The sequence below is a fragment of the Longimicrobium sp. genome, from assembly GCF_036399255.1.
Lineage (GTDB): Bacteria > Gemmatimonadota > Gemmatimonadetes > Longimicrobiales > Longimicrobiaceae > Longimicrobium.
This window is the reverse complement of sequence record NZ_DASWNM010000093.1, coordinates 41,359-61,000: the sequence shown is the minus strand read 5'-3', so window position 1 is coordinate 61,000 and position 19,642 is coordinate 41,359. Positions and strand designations below refer to the sequence as shown.

Sequence of the window (19,642 nt, the reverse complement as noted above, 5' to 3'; positions counted from 1 at the left end):
TCTATTTTCATGCGCCTCGCCCAAATCCGCAACCCGGGCCCTCCTACCAAGTCCAGCCAGGTACGCCGCGTAAGCAGATCCTGGCCCTGCCTCACCCGGCCTCAGCGAAGTCTTGTCCTCCGTCGACTCCGTGTGAGGCCGATTCCTTTTCGGGAGTCGGATCAATCCGCCGCCACCGTCTCCTCCGCCTCTGCGTCCGCCTCGGCGACGACGTCTGCGAGCAGGTACATTTCGCCGCCGCGCTGGCGGAACTCGGCGGACTTCTGCTGCATTCCCGCTTCAGCCGCGGCTTAGGCGGCGGCGCAGTCGCGCCCGTCCCTGCGTGATCTTCATGCTGCGAGCAGTGCCGAGCTTCTCTGCTGGGACTTACGATTTGGTCCACGCTCCCGACGCCGGTCCAGGCCACGCCTCCGCAACCATTCGCGCAAGCCATTCGCCCCGTTGTACGATGCGCTCCTCGTCCCATTCGTCCTGCTCACACAACAACGCATTCAAGCGTAAGTGGGAATGCTTTCGCAAGCCGTCGCGCTTTGCCTCCCAAGGATTATTGCTCAAGGATGGGTTCAGGAGGCTACTTACGAGCGTTAGATTGCCGATCCGGTGGACGTGTGATTCGCGCTGCTGCTCCAGCCTCATTCGCTCGGCTTCGTTCTCCGCCATTACCGGCCAGAACTCCTTCCATCCGCGAGGAATGATGTGCTCAATCTGAAGCACGTCATAATTGATGGAAACCGGCTCTCCTTTGTGCGGCGCGTGCTGAAGCCGTGCATCCACCGCGGACAGAAGCAGGCGCAGTCTCTCCTGATTGATTCCGCCCGGCCCATAATACCGAGTGGTCCGGAACTGCTCCATCAGGTCGGCGTCCGAGGGCCAGTTGTACCCGTGTGGGCCAGCACGCAGCGCCTCGATAATGGCAAAGCCGGGATGCTCGCTCGCTGAACGGCCGGCGCGGAGAACGTCCGCGAACACGGTTCCGTAGCCGCGCGTCTGCCACTTCACCGCCATACGCCGAACCACGTAGGATTCGATCGCCCGGAATGCCAGTTCCCGCTCGCTGCGCGGAAGAACATTCTCCGGCTGAACCAGCAGCCAGAGCAACACGGGAGTCGCCACCGTGATGTTGAGGAGGTCGATGCGCTTGAATGCCAGCCGTTCCGAGGGGGTTGGACCGGGCTGCCGCCCATGCAACGCCTCATACGCATCGGCGTAGCGATTCAGCGTGCTCAGTGCTTCAACCGGGGGCGTGCGCGATTCCTCCAACCAGCGGCGAAACTCTCCGTACAGCCGGCCAACGTTGATGACCCGGCCCAGGTGAGCGATCAGCCAGTCACCGAGCAACCAATCCTGCCGCGCACGCTGCGCATGGCCCACGCCGACGGGCGCGCGCCACCACTCTTCGTCCCGGTCGAACCGGGCCCAGACGCGCTCGTAAAGTTTCTGAGAGTCATGGCGCTGCGCCTGTGCACGCATGAAGAGAAGGTTCTTCACGAGGTCCGTCGCCGAGAGCGGCGTGTTGCGGGCGTTCAGCGCCTCGAAGATGACCTGGGCATCGTCGACATCTTCAAGATCGATTACGACCAGTTTGACCAAGCCGAGCAGCGTGGCTGCGAGGAGCGAGGCTCGCTGCTGGACAGGCGTGCCCTCTGCGTACGGATCGATCGGATTCTCGTCGGCGGCGAGGAACTCCGTGGCAGCTTGAGCGAAGTACACACGGGCTTCCTCGAAGCGTGATTTCGGCGCTGCCGGCCGAGCCGGGGCGATGGCCGCGAGATATGCGATGCGGTCGGCCGGCCGCGGCCAGACCTTGTGCAGCGCATCTCCAGAAACGACCTCTTCATCGTTCCGGATCAGCTTCCGCACCTTCGCGATCTGGCGAGGGTCAGCGTCCGCCTCTTGCAGCGCGTCCAGCACCCCGCGCAACACCAGCATCAGCGTCGTGAGCCGCTGCTGCCCGTCCACGACGTGGCGTACCTCCAGGTCACCCGTGGCTGTCGGAGACTGCTCGAGTACGATCGCGCCGAGGAAGTGGGGCGGCGCCTTCCGGTCCGCTTCAGCGACGCCGGTGCCCTCCTGGTGCGCAGAAACGCGTGTTTCCGCCAAGCGCACCGCGGTGGACTCGATGTCGTTCCAGAGAGGCTCCCACTGCTGCTCCCGGTCCCACACGTAGGGCCGCTGATAAACGGGGACGACAAACCGTCGGTCCCCGTGGAGGATCTGCTGAAGCGTACGCGTGTCTGCTTGCATGTTTGCTCTGTGACAAAAAGCTACATGAATACGGAACGTGATCCAACTCGTCCGGAGCTAAAGCGGATTACATCGCCACTAGATGATGGACCACGGAGGCCGCCAAGTGCTCGGCAACGGCGCGCGCGCGCGTGAGCCTCGCCTCCAGTTCCCTACAGAGCGCCATCAACTCGTCTACTCTAGCGACCATCCTCCCCTGCTCAGAAAGCGGTGGGAGGGGAAGAGGATGCTGCTCAAACCGCTCAAAAATTACGCTCTGGACAGTCATCCCGCCCTTTACGAGATCACGTAAAATCACCGCCTCGTGGCCCTTCAGAAGAATGCGCAGGTACTCGTGCATTCCAGCGACATAGGGAATCAGCACTTTCAGGTCTTGATTGACCGTGCACGGCATCTGGTTGATACCTACCGGAAGCGTTCTCCGGAGGATACCGCTGCGCGTTACAATCAGGACGGAGTTCGGCGGCACTAAACGAAGGCGGGTTTCCGCGAGTGCCTGTTTCGTGATCGTATCCTCAGATCTTACGATGTGGTCTGCCTTCATGTCTTTCGGCGAGACCCAGGGGACGTCCCCCCCCCCAGTAGCTCGATTTACTTTTCGAGGGAGTGGCGCCGCCAGTGAACTCCCCCAGTTCCGCGAGCCGTGCCCAGGCCCACCCCTCCGGCACCTCATACGGCAACTGGTCCTTGCTGATTCGCGGCAGGAGCTTTGGCTTGCTGATCTTGCCTTGTTTGTACAGCCGCTGCTTCTCCGTCGCGATCTGCTCCAGAAGCACGGACGCTGGCTCGTCGCTCGGGTCCTGCGGCACCAACATCCCGCGAACGGCTAGTTGCAGGATCAATTCGCGTATCTTCTGCACACCGTTGGGCGCCTCCGCCATTACATCGAACTGCTGCAGCAACGTCTCCGGGCTCACGCCGTCACCTCCGCGAGCAGCACCGACTCCAGCGCGCCGGCAAGCTCTTTCTTAAGAGCCTCGCGTGTCTCTTCTACTTTCGCGATCGCCTCCCGGTACTCCTTCAGCAGCTCGTCCGGGTCCCGGTGGTCCTCGTCCGCGGTGTTCGGGTTCTTGATGTCGAGGTTGTATCCGCGTTTGCGGATCGCGTCGACCGGCACGCGCCAGGCGTGCTGGCTCTCCTCACGGTTGCCCCACCACGCTTTCTCCGCCTCGAATTCTTCGATGCGGATCGGCCTAGTCTTGCTGTAGCTCTTCTGGCCCGGCGGATACGGGTGCTCGTAGTACCAGACGTCCCTGGTCGGGCGACCCTTGGTGAAGAAGAGCAGGTTGGTATTGATGCCGGTGTATGGTGCAAAGACGCCCTTCGGCAGCCGAACAATGGTGTGCAGGTCGCACTCCTCCATCAGCCGCTCCTTGATGCGCGACTTGATCCCCTCCCCGAACAGAAAGCCGTCCGGCAGCACCACCGCCGCGCGTCCGCCATCCTTCAGCAGGTGCATGATCAACACAAGGAAGAGGTCCGCCGTCTCCCGCGTCTGGTACTGTGCGGGAAAGTTGGTTTCTATCCCCTGCTCCTCCTCGCCCCCGAAGGGCGGATTGGTGACGATCACATGCACCCGGTTCTTCGCGGTGTAATCGCGGAGCGGGCGAGTGAGCGTGTTGTCGCGGCGGACCTGGGTGGGAACGTCCAACCCGTGGAGCAGCAGGTTGGTCGTGCAGAGCAGGTGCGGGAGCGGCTTCTTCTCCACCCCGTGGATGGAGCGCTGCAGTTCGGCCTCCTGCTCCGGCGTCTTGACGTACCCGGAGCGGATGTGCTCGATGACGTTCACCAGGAAGCCGCCGGTACCACAGGCGGGGTCCAGCACCTCATCTCCCAGCCGCGGGTCCGTCATCTCGACCATGAACTGCGTGACCGCCCGCGGCGTGTAGTACTCGCCCGCATTGCCCGCGCTCTGCAGGTCCCTCAGGATCTGCTCGTAGATGTCGTTGAAGAGGTGGCGGTCCTGCGAGCGGTTGAAGTCGATGCCGTTGATCTTGTTGATCACCTGCCGCAGCAGGGTGCCGCTCTTCATGTAGTTGTAGGCGTCCTGAAAGACACCCCGAACCACCACGGATGGATCGCTTGGACGGTCAGTGAGCGGAAGCTCTTTGAGCGTGGGAAACAGGTCGTTGTTGACGAAGTTCAGCAGCGCGTCGCCGGTGATCCCTTCCGCGTCCGCGGCCCAGCTCCGCCATTGCAGGCGCGCGGGGATCGGCGAGCGGTAGTTTTCCAGCAACTCGCGCTCCTGCTCACGGTCGTCGAAGATCTTCAGGAAGAGCAGCCAGCCAAGCTGGCCGATACGCTGGGCGTCGCCGTCCACGCCCACGTCCTTGCGCATGACGTCCTGGATGGACTTGATGGTGGTGCCGAGGCTCATTCGCTCTGTGTTCTGATTGCGTAGATCCGGGCGGCTCAGGCGGCCGCCGCGTACAGATGCTGCTGCAGTTCCTGGATGGCGGCCAGGTAACGCTCCCTGCCGCCGAAGCCGCGGATGATCTCCGTGGGCGTGCCCATTTCGGTGAACGGCTGCACGCGCAGCACGTCCATGCGCTCTAGGCTCTCCACTCCCTCGTCCGCGTACTTCTCCAGCAGTGCGTCGATGACGGCGCGCGCCTCGGGTCCGTAGCGGGTAAAGTAGTCGCGCTTGCGCACCTGCTCCGCGCGCTCGCGGCGCGTCAGCGGCGGCTGGCCGAATGCAACGTGGCAGACCAGGTCGAACGCGTCGTAGTCCCGGCCCACCTCCTCGGCCAGCGCGTCCAGCAGCACGCCCCGCTCCTCCAGTTCCCGAAGCAGCGCCTCCTTCTTATCCGCCGTGCTCCAGGTGCGAAGAAAGTCGTCCAGTGAGGCGAACTCCTCCGCCACCTTGTTTCGCGTGTAGTCCCGGAGCGACTCGGTAATCAGCTTGCCTCCGGGGCCGTAGTACTGCACACGCTCCGAAGCCACGCTCACCGGAACGCCGCCCACCACATAGCGCCGGTGTCGCCCGTCCGTGCCCTCGCTCTCATCGCCCGCGCCCGGCCAGGTGCCGGGTGTGGCGGGACGCCCCTCGTCCGTTCCCTCACCATCTGTGGCCTCGTCCGGCGGAACAGGCGATTCGTCGCCCGTCGGCTCGTAGATCTGCACCGGATCGCCATCGAAGCCCGGATCGGCGAAAAGCTCCGTCGCCTTCTTGAAGTCCAGGATCGTGAAGTAGTACTTGCCAAAATCTTCGTTGATGCGCGTACCCCGGCCGATGATCTGCTTGAACTTGGTCGGTGACTGGATCCGCTGGTCGAGCACGATCGCCTTGCACGTCTGCGCATCCACCCCGGTCGTGAGCAGTTCCGACGTGGTGACGATGACCGGGTACCGGCTTTCGGGGTCGATGAAGTTGTCGAGCTGCATCTTCCCCTCGGGCTCGTCGCCGGTAATCCGCATGACGTACCGGCGATCCTGCGCGGCGAGGTCGCCGTTCTCGTTGACCAGGGCCTGCCGCATCCGTTCCGCGTGATCGATGTTCTCGCAGAACACGATGGTCTTGGAGAAGCGGTCGGTGCCTTTCAGGAACTCCGTGATCTTGCGCGCTACCAGCCGGGTCCGCTCCTTGAGCACGAGGCCGCGATCAAAGTCCCGCTGATTGTAGATGCGGTCCTCAATCTCCAAGCCGTGCTCGTCCCGTTGGCCCTGTTCGGGGCGCCAGCCGGTAAGATCCTTGTCGAGATCGAGGCGCACAACCTTGTAGGGCGCCAGGAAACCGTCCTCGATGCCCTGGCGCAGGGAGTAGGTGTAGATCGGCTCTCCGAAGTAGTGGATGTTCGAGACTTCCTCGGTTTCTTTGGGCGTGGCGGTCAGCCCGACGTGCGTGGCGCTAGAGAAGTAATCCAGGATCTCCCGCCATGCGGAGTCGTCGGCAGCGCTGCCGCGATGGCATTCGTCGACCACGATCAGGTCGAAGAAATCGCGGGAGAACTGCTTGTAGATGTTGCGCTCTTCCTCGGTGCCGGTGACCGCCTGATAGAGGGAAAGATAGATCTCGTAGCTCTTGTCGACGTACCGATTGGTGATCTTGGTCATCGCCTGGCCGAACGGCTTGAAGTCGTTCGTCCTGGTCTGGTCGACCAGGATGTTGCGGTCGGCAAGGAACAAGATTCGCTTCTTGGCCCCTGCCTTCCAGAGGCGCCAGATGACCTGAAAGGCGGTGTACGTCTTTCCCGTCCCGGTGGCCATCACCAGCAGCAAACGGTTCTGCCCCCGTGCGATTGCCTCGACCGTCCGGTTGATCGCGGTGATCTGGTAGTAACGGGGCGCCTTGCCGCTACCGTCGCTGTAGTAGTCCTGAGAGGCGGCCGCAGCGGCGCCGCCGTCGATCCCCTTCCACACGCAGTAGCGCTCCCACAGTTCCTGCGGCGAAGGGAACGCGTCGAGCGGCAGTTCCAATTCGACTTCAGCACCGGTGGAAGTGCGGTCGTGAAACACGAACCCGTCTCCGTTGCTGCTGAGTGCGAACGGGAGATCCATCTGTTCCGCGTACCGGAGCGCCTGCTGCATCCCCGCGCCGACGGAATGTTGGTTGTCCTTGGCCTCGATGACGGCGAGCGGGAGGTTGGGCTTGTGGTACAGGATGTAGTCCGCACGGCTGGAGGTACCGCGGCTTACCACCTTGCCGCGCACGATCACCCGTCCACGGGTAAAAGTAACCTCCTCACGCACCTGCAGGTGCAAATCCCACCCGGCATCCCCAACTGCGGGCGTGATGAACTTGGTGCAGATGTCGCGTTCGCTGAGTGCTTTTTTGTCCATGAACTTTGGAGCGGAACTGCGGAAGGCTGCTGGCGGGAGTTTGGGGCTTCAGTTCTTCATCCGCACGCAGACCAGAGCTGTCGGGCCAGGAGCGAACAGTAGCGGCCAGCGATGAGCTCGGCAACACGCCTGTGGCGCGAACTGCGCGTTTCGGCGCAGAAGTTTGCTCCCTGGCACCCCTTGGGTACTCCTACGCCCGTTCCACCTGGTCAGCGAAGGCCGCGCGTTCTCTGCTCCGCCTGTGGCCCGCTGCCCGTTTGCCGCCACGCCCACCCATGGCGGGTTCGGATCGGGTACAGTTCGGCGCGATCGAGAGCGGAAATGCTGGGGCTTCCGCCGGGTTGGAGTATCCGCTATCGTGAGGCCGGACCGGACAATTTCTCGTCCCAGGGATCCAATGGATCAACCTGCCGCTGGCCTGTCGTTCCGCTTTTTCGAAGAAGCCTCCCCGGACGTCGAGCGGGTGCCCGCGAGGGTGCTCGCGGACGCCCTGGTGCACGCGCAACGCGCGGTGCACCTGCTCGCCATCTCGGCCGTCGGCCGCGAAATCCGCCAGCGCGCGCGCATTCCGGCCGAACTTGCCGCGCAATTCGTGCTGGAGTGCGGCGTTCCCGGGCCGGGAAGCTATGTTCAGCCTGTGCGGCTCACGACCGCTGACGGCCTCGTCGATGCCGTGCTGGGGGCCCACGTGCTGGACCGGTTTCAGCAGATCGGAACGGCGCTCAGCGAAGGCGAGTGGAATTCGGTGCGGGCACTTGTCCCCGATGCCGCGATCAGGGGCCGCGTGGTCGACGAATTCGTCGCGATGCTCCCTGACCCGGATGCTGGCTGGGTAGTCGACCTGCAGAACGGAATGCATCGCATGGCGCGGTTCGATCCCGGCCGGGTTCGGGTATTACGAGAGTTTCAACGTGTGTCGCGCAGTCCGGTGGAAGCGATCGCCTCGCCGGTCACCGTTACGGGCGAGCTGGTGAGAATCGATTTCGCGGAGCACAAGCTCACCATCAGGCATCACCCTACGCAGCGCCGGCTGGAATGCGAGTACCGTCCGGATGCCGAAGAAATGCTGCTGGAGAACCGCCGTGGCTTCATCCGGGTCACCGGACTCGTGGAACTGGACGAGCACAACCTTCCGCTCCGGCTGACGGACGTATTCGACATCCAGGAGCTCGACGTATCCCCGATCGTGCTGGACTCGGTCGTGGGCAGGCAGCGCCGGCTGCGTTTTCGCGCGGGCGCAGCCTCCTTTCGCATCGAACTGGATGAAGGCGGGCAGTTGCTGGTGGTGCGTGATCCGGAACTGGAGATCCACGTGTTCGCCCGTACCCGTGCCGAACTGCTCGGCGACCTCATCGAACAGATCGAGGTGATGTGGCTGGAGTACGCGGAAGCGGAACAGGCAGGACTGACCGACGGTGCGGCTTCTCTCGGCAGGAGCCTCCGTCAACGGCTCATGGTGCAGGAAGATGACGCGTAAGCAGAGCGAAGTGGAGGCGGGGCTCGTGCGAAAGGGCTTTCGCGAGACGGAGACGCACCACCGCTACTTCATCCATCACACCGAAGCAGGGCTCAAGTCCAAGATCCGCACAAAGACGAGCCACGGCGGAAAGGAACTGGACGATTGGCTGCTCGCCCAGATGGCGAAGCAGTGCGGCGTGTCCCGGAAGGACTTTCTCGACCTGGTAGACTGCCCGCTCGATCAGAAGGGCTACGAGGCCAAGGTGGCCGGGAGCCTCTGATCCGTCCCGGTGCGGCTCACAAATCCTGAACCGCACCGGTCCTAAACTCATCAATCCCCCGCAACCGTTGCCTTCACGTCGGCATCAGCCGCTGTGGCGACGATATCCGCCGCTAACTATACCTCGCCGCCGCGCTCGCGGAACTCGGCGGACTTCTGCTGCATGCCCGCTTCGGCCGCGGCCTGCGCGGCGGCGTAGTCGCGGACGTCCTGCGTGATCTTCATGCTGCAGAACTTGGGGCCGCACATGCTGCAGAAGTGCGCGATCTTGGCACCCTCCGCCGGCAGCGTATCGCCGTGGTACGCCAGCGCGGTCTGCGGATCCAGCGCCAGGTTGAACTGGTCGCGCCAGCGGAACTCGAAGCGCGCCTTGCTCAGCGCGTTGTCCCACTCCTGCGCGCGCGGGTGGCCCTTGGCCAGGTCCGCCGCGTGCGCGGCGATCTTGTAGGTGATGCCCCCCGCCTTCACGTCGTCGCGGTTGGGAAGGCCCAGGTGCTCCTTGGGCGTCACGTAGCACAGCATGGCGGTGCCGTGCCACCCGATCTGCCGCGCCGATGGCCGACGTAATGTGGTCGTACCCCGGCGCGATGTCAGCCGTTCGGGTACTCACCTGCTCCGTCCCGGCCGCCTCACACCTCCAGGTTCTTCACGTACCGCGCGTTCTGCTCGACGAACCGCGGCGCCGCTCCACCTCATTGCCCATAAGGTGGGTGAGGATGGCGTTGTGAAGTGGGCTGGCCCGCTGAAACCTGCCGCTCTCACGTTCACGAAGGAGCGGGGCTGGATCCGGCCTGAGGACGGCCGCTGCACGATTCCTTCGCGCCCTGATGTACAACAAGGCTTGATCTTTTCCGCACCCGTACGCTAATTGACCACCAGACTCAGACACGATGATGCGCCCCTACGATGAGAGATTTCCCAATGAGGTTTCCCCGCCCGGCCGCGACTCGCCTCGCGCTCGGACTCGCCGCGTGTTCGGTGCTCATCCTCGCTTCCGCGCCGCATGTGCCACCTCTCCATGCTCAGGTGGAACCGCTGGGAAGGGACGAGCGAGATCGCGGGACCGCAGAGCTTCGAAGCGCGGTTGCCGCTCATCGCGCCGCACTCCAACAGATGGACCGCAGGCGGAATCCGCTGGAATGGGGAAGGAAGCAACTCGAATTGGGGGCAGCGCTCACGAGGTTGGGCAAACGAGAGAGCGGGACCCCGGCGCTGGAAGAGGCCGTCGTTGCCTACAGGGCCGCGCTCCAGGAGTTGACGCGCGAGAGGGTCCCGCTGGAATGGGCCACGACGCACAACAACCTGGGCGTCGCGCTGCATAGCCTGGGTGAGCGAGAGAGCGGGACCGCTCGCCTGGAAGAGGCTGTGGTCGCCTTCCGAGCCGCGCTCCAGGAGGTGACGCGCGAGAGGGTCCCGCTGGAATGGGCCGCGACGCAACACAACCTGGGTTTCGCTCTGAGGATGTTGGGTGATCGAGAGAGCGGGACAGCTCGCTTGAGGGAGTCCATCACGGCCTACAGAGCCGCGCTCCAGGAGCGAACGCGCGAGCGGGTGCCGCTGGATTGGGGCAGGACGCAGGCCGACCTGGGAATTGCACTTTCGATCCTGGGTCGGAGAGAGAGCGGGACCGCTCGCCTGGAGGAGGCGCTCGTCACCTTCCGAGCCGCGCTCCAGGAGGTGACGCGCGAGCGGGTGCCGCTGGAATGGGCCACGACGCAATACAACCTGGGTCTCGCTCTGAGGATGTTGGGTGAGAGAGAGAGCGGGACAGCTCGCCTGGAGGAGGCCGTCACCGCCTTCAGAGCTGCGCTCCAGGAGCGAACGCGCGAGCGGGTGCCTCTGGAATGGGGCAGGACGCAATCCAGCTTGGGACTCGTGCTCGCAGACCTGGGCGAGCGAGAGGGCGGGACCACTCGTCTGGAGGAGGCCGTCGCCGCCTACAGAGCAGCGCTCCAGGAATTGACGCGCGGGCGGGTGCCGCGGGACTGGACCGCGGCGCAATTCAACCTGGGTGAGGCGCTGAGGCGCCTGGGTGAGCGAGCGAGCGGGACCGCTCGCTTATACGAGGCCGTCACCGCCTACAGAGCCGCGCTCCAGGAGCAAACGCGCGAGCGGGCGCCGCTGGACTGGGCCGCGGCGCAATTCAACCTGGCGAGAACGCTCCAGCTCCTCGGGGAGCGAGAGAGTGGGACCACTCACCTGGAAGAGGCCGTCACCGCCTACAGAGCGGCGCTCCAGGAGTTGACGCGCGAGCGGCATCCGCTGGACTGGGCCGTGACGAAGAACAACCTGGGAACTGCGCTCTTGAGCCTGGGCGAGCGAGAAGGTGGGACCATTCGTCTGGAGGAGGCGGTCGTCGCCTACAGAGCCGCGCTCCAGGAGCGAACGCGCGAGCGGGTGCCGCTGGAATGGGCCGCGACGCAATTCAACCTGGGTCTGGCATTCAGCCTCCTGGGGGAGCGAGAGAGTGGGACCGCTCGCCTGGAAGAGGCAGTCGCCGCCTTCCGCGAGGCACTATCCGTGTTCCGAGAATCTGGACAGAACCGCTCCGTTCAGAGCGCGGAGCACTACCTTCGAAGGGTCGAGCGCACCCTCGCGCAACGCAGGGGGTCGGGTCAATAATGCTTCCGCGCAAGTCAGCAGGTTCGGGCAGCCAACGGATGAGCTGAGGAGCGGATGGCGAAAACCGAACGGGCCGAGGAGATCCCCGGCCCGCTCCAATGGCCTCCATCCAGAAGCTCCCGTCGAATGACCGCATCGCCCCTTTCTGTGGCAACCCACCATTCGCAGAAGGGAGCGGCACGGTGGCTGGCGGCGCAACGGACGTGATGAGGGTCCGATACAGGATGAAAAATCGCGGGGAGCACCGGCCGGTGCTCCCCGCGTCGTCATCTGCCCGACACGCGATTGCCAACGAAACCGTTGCCAACGTGCGTGCTGGGAACGCGGCGAGTGGGATAACGAGGATCAATCTGCCGCGACCGTCTCCTCCGCTTCGGCTTCTGCCTCCGCCACGGCGACGGCATCGGTGCGCAGGTACACCTCGCCGCCGCGCAGGCGGAACTCGGCGGACTTCTGCTGCATGCCGGCTTCGATGGCGCAGGTGGACTCCATCCCCAGCATGGCGGCGTAGTCGCGCACGTCCTGCGTGATCTTCATGCTGCAGAACTTGGGGCCGCACATGCTGCAGAAGTGCGCGATCTTGGCACCCTCGGCCGGTAGCGTCTCGTCGTGGTACGCGAGGGCGGTCTGCGGATCCAGCGCCAGGTTGAACTGGTCGCGCCAGCGGAACTCGAAGCGCGCCTTGCTCAGCGATCTTGTAGATGATCACCCCCGCCTTCACGTCGTCGCGGTTGGGGAGGCCCAGGTGCTCCTTGGGCGTCACGTAGCACAGCATGGCCGTGCCGTGCCACCCGATCTGCGCGGCGCGATGGCCGAGGTGATGTGGTCGTATCCCGGCGCGATGTCCGTCGTCAGGGGTCCAAGCGTGTAGAACGGCGCCTCGTCGCACCATTTCAGCGGTGCGGTCGGCCCCGGCGAGCGCTCGCCGATTCCGTACCCGCGGGGTCAGGCTGTCAGGCGCCGCACCACCTCCTTCGCGCCGCGCCGGTACACCGTGAGGCACACCAGCTCTCCCGTGGGGTCCAGCACCTCCCACCAAGGCGTGTTCTCCCGCTTGCGGATGGTGTAGCCGGCCCGGACGGCGCTGCGTCTGAGTTAGTATATGGGAGAAGCTATTGGGGACGTAATCTTGGTGGATTGTCGGATAAGGGGGTGGTGCGCCTTGCGGCTTGCGCGTATCATAAGAACGGAGGGGGTGCTTGGTCACCTTAAGATTATGGAGGGATCATGGCGGGGCGTAGTCCAATTTCCAGGTGTACGAGATGTGGTGCCCCCCACGGTGGCGGCGGCGTGTGCCACACGTGCACGTCGCGAGAGCAGAACGAGCGAAAGGAGCGGGAGCGCCAAGAGCGGCTACGGCGGGAAGAGGCGGCACGGCGGGCGAAGCGGTAGAAGATGAACCGACCGTAGCAATTCATCGATATCGGCCCCGGTGGAGGTTCCGCCGGGGCCGATTGCGCCGCTGCACGTCAGGCCGTCAGGCGCCGCACTACTTCCCTCGCGCCGCGCCGGTACACCGTGAGGCAGACCAGCTCTCCCCTGGGGTCCAGCACCTCCCACCAGCGCGAGTTCTTCCGCTTGCGGATGGTGTAGCCGGCGGGGTCCGCGCCGCCGGTGGCGCTCGTCTGTGCGTTGACCATCGTGCACCTCCTGTCTGGCTTGACCCCCGGCGCCCGGCAGGGCTAGCTTTGGCGAGCGGGCGGCGTTCGGGTCGTTTCGCGTGTGAGGCTGGTCGGCACTTCTTCGCGGGAGATTCGGCCAGCCTTGCTTTTCGCCCTGTTGGATAGAATAATATGTCCAAACAGGCGGTTTGTCAAGAGCGCTCTATCCAACTCGGACGATGGATTTCAAGGAAGCCACCGACATCCTGACCCGTCGCATTACCGCCGACGAGATCGCCGAAGCGGCCGGCGTGTCGATTAGTTCTATCGCTCGGGCGCGGCTGGAACCGTCTAGCTCCGCATACCGCTCGCCACCGGAAAACTGGCAATCAGTGCTTGCACAATTGGCTCGTGAGCGGATCCGCGAACTAGAGGCATTCGCTAAGCGAATTGAGCGATGATTCGGAAATCACTAGGCGCGAAGTATCGTTCTGTGAGCCTCGGCTACGGAATGGCGAGTTCATCATGATCAACGTCCTCCGATTCGGTGACTGGAATGAAGCCCATTCTACCAAAATCGTCTCGCCCGGTGAACTCAATGTAGTTGATGAGTTCACGAACTTCCGCCGGCGGGACTTTATTTTCGAAGATGATGGTCTGCTCTCGTGTTCTGCCTTCACCGCCCGGTTCAGCAAGATCACGGAAGAAAGCCGCTTCGACACTCGCGGGAATTTCCAAATCGTGTTCTCCGAGCTGCGCAGGCCCTTTATAGGTAGTAAGCGGCGAATCAAGTATGACGAAGCCGGGGTGCGGTCGCCCCTCTTCCTCACACATACGCATCAGAGCAACTACAAACGCAGAATACAGGATCGCGCGTATACCCTTACCTTGGTCTCTGCGTGGCCTGCCCGAAATGACGAGGTCCATCGCCTTTCGATCAAACGCGACGCTAGTCAGTCTCGGAAATTGCCAAGACCGCAGGACGCGACGAACAGATGCGACAAACTCCCCTGTGGCAATCTCGTGGGGATCTGCAGTTTCTGTGCTCCCTGCGCGGAGTGCCCGTAGCTCGCGATCTATATTGTAACGGCGCTGGAGCAGGATATCGCGCTGCTGCTGAACATTCTCTAGCCGGAGCACCTCTTGCCGCGCGGAAATGACTTCGCGAAGGCTCCGCGTCAACTCTTGCACCCGTGGTTTTAGTTCCAATTGTACTCGCGCTCCGAGTTCAGCTATCCGACGATTTCCGGCATGAACTTGCTCAGCGAGGGCAGAGCGTTCCTGCAACAGTTGTTCTACGGTTGAGTTGAGATCAGCGCGGTGAGCCATAATCTTCGTAGCCTCAGCGGCACATGCTTCTCTCACCTCCCAACTCAGTACCTCACCGGTCGGGAGTTCATCTTCGGCCGCATGATCTGTATGCGCACCGTCCATGGGCCGACCGCAAGTAGGACATATTACAGCCGGAAGTTGTGCGAGCAGATCACTGCCGGTTTCAATCAATGAAAGTCGGGACAAGTCCATAGCATAGCTTTGATCAAGCAATCGAAAGCGTGACAGGAGTTCATCAACTGTGATTAGCCGCGACTTCGCCTCTAAGATCCAATTCTGTTCGCTTTCGCTCTCACGTAATGCATCGTCGATGGATCGTGACGACGTTTCCAGCGAGGCTGTCAACTCTTCAACCCGTGCATCAAGCGTAGACCTGCGAACCCCGAGATCTTGTTTATCTTCTGTTTCGACGTCACTGGATGGATTCAGCGCATCCAACAACTCGTCTAGTAGGTCAGCTTGGGCTTGTAACCGCCGCCTACTTTCAGAACGGTCGGTTGAAGACACGATTCCACTAGCATCAATCCCGGTCAGCAGAAGTTCAAAAAGCGAGATTTCCGCCGTGGCTTGAATGGGGTTTGCCCCCGTGACCGGGGATCCAGGATGAATGATCTGCTGCTCTTCAACTACGAGTAGCTTCGCTAAGTTCCGGAAACTGAGCGCCTGGGTAGTCTTCTTCGATTTGCTCTTTAGGAGTATCTTGTTCGCCAACCCTGAGAGTGCGAGCAACTGTGCCGAGACGCTGTCAGCTCGTCCCCCAGTGTGTCTCTCCTGAAGAGATCGAAACGGCGTTTCCAACCCGATCTCTTCGAACGGAACATTATACCAGCGAAATTGGCCTCCGGTGAGTGCGCGTCTAAGGGTAAACGTCTCCCCATCCGCAGACTCAACCTCAAGAACACCCTCGTCGTACGCCTCAGCTTCTTGAACACGCTTCCCAAGTTGCTTGGCGCCAAGCATGAAGTCAATGCAATACAGAGCAAAGGACTTACCTGTATTTGACGGACCGGAGACGACGTTCAGCCCTGATGTGAATCGCAGTTCTGCGGTAGATACGTTCGCCCCACGGAGAAGCAAGCGTCGGAGTTGGAATCCTGACGGCAACACGATGTTCTCATCTACTCGTTCCGCAGGCAAGAACGGACGTGAGGCTGCCGACACCCCCGTAGTCGCGTCCAGCACCTGCTGATCCTCAGAGAATGACATCGCGCACCGCAGCCTCGGTGAGGAACTCGCCGCCCCATTCGCGCAGGTGGACAGAAACGTACTGACTAAGCGCTTGATCGCTCATGGCACCAAACTTTTCTACAACCCAGCGCGCACGATCCAGCAGTTGGTTGGTGTATCCTCCCTCAAAATAGCCCACGAAAATCTGGGTGAGATCTGTTGCACCGTACCGGATACCCTCAGGGCTAAAGTCCGCGGCAACTAAGTCACGACTCGTCATGAGCCGCAGACCTAGCCGTAAGAGATCTCGTTTTACAAGTATTTCGCCGCTTCTGTGCGGGGTCGCAGGATGCAGACTCTCCGGCCCGCCAGCGTCAGCGGAATGGACGAGCAAATAATCAAATATCACGAGCCTTTGGAGATCCACTGGTTTGGGAAGTAAGGCGAGCAGAAAAAGTGCTCTCAACCCCAGCTCCAGAGGTGTGCTAAATAGGTCAGTCGCACGATGACCATGCGGGTTGGAAGTGGCTGTATGCGCATTCATTCGCCACACCAGTGCAAGCGATCCTCGTTGGCTAGATGATGACAGATGCCTTGTTTATCAGCCGTTTGCAGGTGATCCACTAAAGCATAACTGCTTGGATGAATTTGACTAGCTGCATCTGTCACCGCACGAACGCATGCATACCCGCTCTCGTGGTCATCCTCGCTGATTTCGACCACTCCCTCATATATTTCGTTCATCAGCGAGGCAAAATTCTCAGTGTTGGCTAAAGCGTCTCTCTCAAACCGACGAAGAGAATCTGCGCGGTAGTACCGTTGGCGCTGGCGGGAAAAGTGCCTGGCCAGCAAAGCATCACCAATAGAGTTGGGGTCCTCTATGGTGGTGTTTAGGTGATCACCGTATGCGTCCAGCAACTGACGCACGTATCTCATCTCGTTTGACTTGACATCTGGAGGTGGCGGCTCTGCGGGGGGGCGTGCTCGCAACCCGCCACCAAACCGTGCCGCGTGCCGTCTGGTAGCGGCATGCTGCTCAATTAGTTCGTCTGGATCAACCGATTTGAAGATCCGGAAATCAAAGGCGTTGATATAATGTTGCAGATCGGCATCCAACGGAATACGTACCCCTGAAGCGATCCCGGTGGCGCAATGTTTATCCCACTGCGCCAGAAACCCGGTTCTAAGCTTTTCAGGGTTCTCGAGCAGGCGCTGAAGAGTGGGGCCAATCCCCTCCGGAGCTACGAAGTAGTACGCCCGAGGTACACGATACTCTTGCTTGTAAGTGTACCAGCAGAGCTTCCCGATCTCTACCCAAATGTCACCGGGAGCGAGAGCCCCGCGGTAGTGCTTGCACTGGTAATTGTCATAAGGACTGGTATCCAAGTCGGGGGCGACGAATCCCAAGACATCGCGTCCCATATCGCCGGCCCCCGAGGCACGCCTCACAACGGCGTACCGCCGGCCAAGTCCTTCCAGAGCCCATTCTTTAACGAAGTTTTCGTATTCGTCATCGGAATAGGAGGCAATCACTACCTTGGGATCGAGCCGAGGCCCAAGAAGAATATCACGAGGACTGAGAAGTCCTCGTGTTGAAGGTGGCAGGATAATAGGGCTCAACTGGTCTGGACCGAGAGTGGAGTCCGGTTCAGATGCTCGGGATGTCGGGCTGGGAGGGCTCAAGTGTACAGCGAGTAGAGGGCGCGCCAGTAAACGCTCTTGGTCAAGTGCTACGAGAATATCTTTAGTCTTAGGTTTCAGCGCAACCGGCGGGATACGAGATCTAGTTGGGAGCAATCCCCCTACCCTTGAGGACTGGCGTGCTGTCTTCTGTATTGACTTGAGTTATAATTTACGTGTCCCAACCGGGTCTCCTGTGAACCGCACCGCCCGCGCGCTCGTGTCGCTGTGTGCGCTCCTCTGCCGGGTAGCAGGGGTGTGCGTGCCGCCAGCGTTGCGCGCGGCCGACATTGGTGGCGGGGCAGGCTGGGGGGCGGCGGATGCACCGGCACAGCCGGCCGACGCGTCGGGACAGGATAGCCGGCGCGATGATGCGCCCGCGCCGCAGCCGCACAATCACCAGCACGCCTCATCTGCTGGGCCACCCCTAGCCGGAACGAAGTGCGTTCCGAAGGCGACCCGCGACAAAGGGTGAAGTGACTGGACATAACAAGATGCGGGGAGCACCGGCCGGTGTTCCCCGCATCGTTATCTGACCAACATGCGATCGATCGCCAACGGAACTGTGGCCAACGCGCGTCTGGGAACGCGGTGAGTGTGAGACGCTCAGTCCACCGCGACCGTCTCCTCCACCTCCGCGACGACGCCATCCACCGGCAGGTACACCTCGCCGCCGCGCTCGCGGAACTCGGCGGACTTTTGCTGCATGCCGGCTTCGGCGGCGGCCTGCGCGGCGGCGTAGTCGCGGACGTCCTGCGTGATCTTCATGCTGCAGAACTTGGGGCCGCACATGCTGCAGAAGTGCGCGATCTTGGCGCCCTCCGCCGGCAGCGTCTCGTCGTGGTACGCCAGCGCGGTCACCGGGTCCAGCGACAGGTTGAACTGGTCGCGCCAGCGGAACTCGAAGCGCGCCTTGCTAAGCGCGTTGTCCCACTCCTGCGCGCGCGGGTGGCGCTTGGCCAGGTCCGCGGCGTGCGCGGCGATCTTGTAGGTGATCACCCCCGCCTTCACGTCGTCGCGGTTGGGGAGGCCCAGGTGCTCCTTGGGCGTCACGTAGCACAGCATGGCGGTGCCGTGCCACCCGATCTGCGCCGCGCCGATCGCCGACGTGATGTGGTCGTACCCCGGCGCGATGTCCGTCGTCAGCGGCCCCAGCGTGTAGAACGGCGCCTCGTCGCACCATTCCAGCTGCTTGTCCATGTTCTCCTTGATCAGGTGCATGGGCACGTGGCCGGGACCCTCGTTCATCGTCTGCACGTCGAACTCCCAGGCAATGCGGTTCAGCTCGCCCTGGGTGCGCAGCTCCGCGAACTGCGCCTCGTCGTTGGCGTCGTAGATGCTTCCCGGCCGCAGCCCGTCGCCCAGCGAGAACGCCACGTCGTACGCCCGCATGATCTCGCAGATCTCGCGGAAGTGGGTGTAGAGGAACGACTCCTTGTGATGCGACAGGCACCACTTGGCGATGATGGATCCGCCGCGCGAGACGATCCCCGTCAGTCGGTTGGCCGTCATGGGCACGTAGCGCAGCAGCACGCCGGCGTGGACAGTGAAGTAATCGACGCCCTGCTCCGCCTGCTCGATCAGCGTGTCGCGGTACAGCTCCCACGTCAGCTCCTCGGGCACGCCGCCCACCTTTTCCAGCGCCTGGTAGATGGGCACCGTGCCGATGGGGACGGCCGAGTTGCGGATGATCCACTCCCGCGTCTCGTGGATGTTCTTCCCCGTCGACAGGTCCATCACCGTGTCGGCGCCCCACAGGGTGGCCCAGCGCAGCTTCTCCACCTCGTCCTCGATGGACGAGCGGACGGCGCTGTTCCCGATGTTGGCGTTGATCTTCACCTTGAAGCCGCGGCCGATGATCATCGGCTCCAGCTCCGGGTGGTTGATGTTGGCGGGGATGATGGCCCGCCCGCGCGCCACTTCGGACCGCACGAACTCCGCGTCCATCCCCTCGCGCAGCGCCACGTACTCCATCTCCGGCGTGATCTCGCCGCGCCGGGCGTAGTGCATCTGCGTCACGGCGCCGGTGCCGCGCAGGGTGGGGCGATGCAGCGACTCGGGCATCTCCACCGCCTGCGTGCCGGGCATGGGGCGATAGGTCCGCTCCGTCCGCGCCACGTCGCCGCGCGCCGCGATCCACTCCGCGCGCAGGGCGGGAAGGCCGTGGCGCACGTCGGTGCCCAGCGGGCCGCTGGTGTCGTACACGCGCAGCGGCGGCTCGCCGCCGGACAGCACGATCTCGCGCATGGGCACGCGAATGCCGTGGCGCCCCTCGACGTACACCTTGCGGCTGTTGGGGAACGCGTCGCCATAGTCGGCGGCGGGGGTGGACGGCTCGGGGCGGGCTCGGTCGATCATCTGCGCGTCTCCGTGGCTGCTGCGGGAGAGGGATGATCCGGCACGGGCGGACGGATGGATGCGGACGCGGATCCCGACGGGCGCACGAAAAAGGCGCCACGCCGGGAAGTCCGGTGTGGCG

Annotated in this window: 14 protein-coding genes and 2 pseudogenes; 4 read left to right on the top strand and 12 right to left on the bottom strand. The window is 62.8% G+C overall.

What is annotated here, in order from left to right; translation table 11 throughout:
* Positions 1 to 366: 366 nt before the first annotated feature.
* From VGC13_RS16935 to hsdR, 5 genes are all read right to left on the bottom strand, one after another.
* Positions 367 to 2,244: a DUF262 domain-containing HNH endonuclease family protein gene (locus VGC13_RS16935; protein ID WP_331126459.1), complete on the bottom strand. Its 1,878-nt coding sequence runs from the start codon at positions 2,242 to 2,244 to the stop codon at positions 367 to 369.
* A gap of 67 nt (positions 2,245 to 2,311) precedes the next feature.
* Positions 2,312 to 2,788, bottom strand: a complete 477-nt coding sequence (locus VGC13_RS16930) for a restriction endonuclease subunit S (RefSeq protein ID WP_331126458.1) — start codon at positions 2,786 to 2,788, stop codon at positions 2,312 to 2,314.
* Positions 2,760 to 3,161 (bottom strand): hypothetical protein, encoded by a 402-nt coding sequence (locus tag VGC13_RS16925; RefSeq protein ID WP_331126457.1) that lies wholly within the window; start codon positions 3,159 to 3,161, stop codon positions 2,760 to 2,762. The genes VGC13_RS16930 and VGC13_RS16925 overlap by 29 nt, the downstream gene beginning before the upstream one ends.
* The gene (locus VGC13_RS16920) at positions 3,158 to 4,621 is read right to left on the bottom strand and encodes a class I SAM-dependent DNA methyltransferase (protein WP_331126456.1); all 1,464 of its coding nucleotides are present in this window, start codon (positions 4,619 to 4,621) and stop codon (positions 3,158 to 3,160) included. The genes VGC13_RS16925 and VGC13_RS16920 overlap by 4 nt, the downstream gene beginning before the upstream one ends.
* 35 nt (positions 4,622 to 4,656) lie before the next feature.
* Positions 4,657 to 7,023 (bottom strand): EcoAI/FtnUII family type I restriction enzme subunit R, encoded by a 2,367-nt coding sequence (gene hsdR / locus VGC13_RS16915; protein ID WP_331126455.1) that lies wholly within the window; start codon positions 7,021 to 7,023, stop codon positions 4,657 to 4,659.
* Positions 7,024 to 7,420: 397 nt separating this feature from the next.
* Between hsdR and VGC13_RS16910 the strand changes: the two genes are divergently transcribed.
* A complete protein-coding gene (locus VGC13_RS16910) occupies positions 7,421 to 8,500 on the top strand; it encodes a hypothetical protein (RefSeq protein WP_331126454.1) in 1,080 nt (359 codons plus the stop codon).
* The gene (locus VGC13_RS16905; RefSeq protein WP_331126453.1) at positions 8,490 to 8,762 is read left to right on the top strand and encodes a type II toxin-antitoxin system HicA family toxin; all 273 of its coding nucleotides are present in this window, start codon (positions 8,490 to 8,492) and stop codon (positions 8,760 to 8,762) included. The genes VGC13_RS16910 and VGC13_RS16905 overlap by 11 nt, the downstream gene beginning before the upstream one ends.
* 116 nt (positions 8,763 to 8,878) lie before the next feature.
* On the opposite strand, the pseudogene VGC13_RS16900 reads toward VGC13_RS16905, so the two are convergent.
* Positions 8,879 to 9,359 (bottom strand): annotated as a pseudogene (locus VGC13_RS16900) (phosphomethylpyrimidine synthase ThiC); the annotation flags it as partial.
* A 515-nt stretch (positions 9,360 to 9,874) separates the two neighbouring features.
* On the opposite strand from VGC13_RS16900, the gene VGC13_RS16895 reads away from it, so the two are divergent.
* Positions 9,875 to 11,383 (top strand): tetratricopeptide repeat protein, encoded by a 1,509-nt coding sequence (locus VGC13_RS16895; protein WP_331126452.1) that lies wholly within the window; start codon positions 9,875 to 9,877, stop codon positions 11,381 to 11,383.
* 345 nt (positions 11,384 to 11,728) lie between these two features.
* Here VGC13_RS16895 and VGC13_RS16890 read toward each other — a convergent pair.
* Positions 11,729 to 12,280, bottom strand: a pseudogene (locus tag VGC13_RS16890) (phosphomethylpyrimidine synthase ThiC); the annotation flags it as partial.
* A 572-nt stretch (positions 12,281 to 12,852) separates the two neighbouring features.
* The gene (locus VGC13_RS16885; RefSeq protein ID WP_331126451.1) at positions 12,853 to 13,023 is read right to left on the bottom strand and encodes a hypothetical protein; all 171 of its coding nucleotides are present in this window, start codon (positions 13,021 to 13,023) and stop codon (positions 12,853 to 12,855) included.
* Positions 13,024 to 13,223: 200 nt separating this feature from the next.
* Here VGC13_RS16885 and VGC13_RS16880 point away from each other — a divergent pair, with 200 nt between their 5' ends.
* Entirely contained in the window at positions 13,224 to 13,445 is a 222-nt protein-coding gene (locus tag VGC13_RS16880) for a hypothetical protein (protein WP_331126450.1), read from the top strand.
* A gap of 43 nt (positions 13,446 to 13,488) precedes the next feature.
* On the opposite strand, the gene VGC13_RS16875 is transcribed toward VGC13_RS16880, so the two are convergent.
* From VGC13_RS16875 to thiC, 4 genes are all read right to left on the bottom strand, one after another.
* Positions 13,489 to 15,498, bottom strand: a complete 2,010-nt coding sequence (locus VGC13_RS16875; RefSeq protein WP_331126449.1) for a hypothetical protein — start codon at positions 15,496 to 15,498, stop codon at positions 13,489 to 13,491.
* 10 nt (positions 15,499 to 15,508) lie between these two features.
* The gene (locus VGC13_RS16870; protein ID WP_331126448.1) at positions 15,509 to 16,027 is read right to left on the bottom strand and encodes an ABC-three component system middle component 2; all 519 of its coding nucleotides are present in this window, start codon (positions 16,025 to 16,027) and stop codon (positions 15,509 to 15,511) included.
* Entirely contained in the window at positions 16,024 to 17,016 is a 993-nt protein-coding gene (locus tag VGC13_RS16865) for an ABC-three component system protein (protein WP_331126447.1), read from the bottom strand. The genes VGC13_RS16870 and VGC13_RS16865 overlap by 4 nt, the downstream gene beginning before the upstream one ends.
* A gap of 753 nt (positions 17,017 to 17,769) precedes the next feature.
* Positions 17,770 to 19,521: a phosphomethylpyrimidine synthase ThiC gene (thiC, locus tag VGC13_RS16860; RefSeq protein WP_331126446.1), complete on the bottom strand. Its 1,752-nt coding sequence runs from the start codon at positions 19,519 to 19,521 to the stop codon at positions 17,770 to 17,772.
* Positions 19,522 to 19,642: the final 121 nt, after the last annotated feature.

Bases quoted from the DNA above. Each gene is read 5' to 3' on its own strand.
- VGC13_RS16935 (WP_331126459.1), bottom strand. From the start codon at position 2,244: ATGCAAGCAGACACGCGTACGCTTCAGCAGATCCTCCACGGGGACCGA.
- VGC13_RS16930 (WP_331126458.1), bottom strand. From the start codon at position 2,788: ATGAAGGCAGACCACATCGTAAGATCTGAGGATACGATCACGAAACAG.
- VGC13_RS16920 (WP_331126456.1), bottom strand. From the start codon at position 4,621: ATGAGCCTCGGCACCACCATCAAGTCCATCCAGGACGTCATGCGCAAG.
- hsdR (WP_331126455.1), bottom strand. From the start codon at position 7,023: ATGGACAAAAAAGCACTCAGCGAACGCGACATCTGCACCAAGTTCATC.
- VGC13_RS16910 (WP_331126454.1), top strand. From the start codon at position 7,421: ATGGATCAACCTGCCGCTGGCCTGTCGTTCCGCTTTTTCGAAGAAGCC.
- VGC13_RS16905 (WP_331126453.1), top strand. From the start codon at position 8,490: ATGACGCGTAAGCAGAGCGAAGTGGAGGCGGGGCTCGTGCGAAAGGGC.
- VGC13_RS16895 (WP_331126452.1), top strand. From the start codon at position 9,875: ATGGACCGCAGGCGGAATCCGCTGGAATGGGGAAGGAAGCAACTCGAA.
- VGC13_RS16885 (WP_331126451.1), bottom strand. From the start codon at position 13,023: ATGGTCAACGCACAGACGAGCGCCACCGGCGGCGCGGACCCCGCCGGC.
- VGC13_RS16880 (WP_331126450.1), top strand. From the start codon at position 13,224: ATGGATTTCAAGGAAGCCACCGACATCCTGACCCGTCGCATTACCGCC.
- VGC13_RS16870 (WP_331126448.1), bottom strand. From the start codon at position 16,027: ATGAATGCGCATACAGCCACTTCCAACCCGCATGGTCATCGTGCGACT.
- thiC (WP_331126446.1), bottom strand. From the start codon at position 19,521: ATGATCGACCGAGCCCGCCCCGAGCCGTCCACCCCCGCCGCCGACTAT.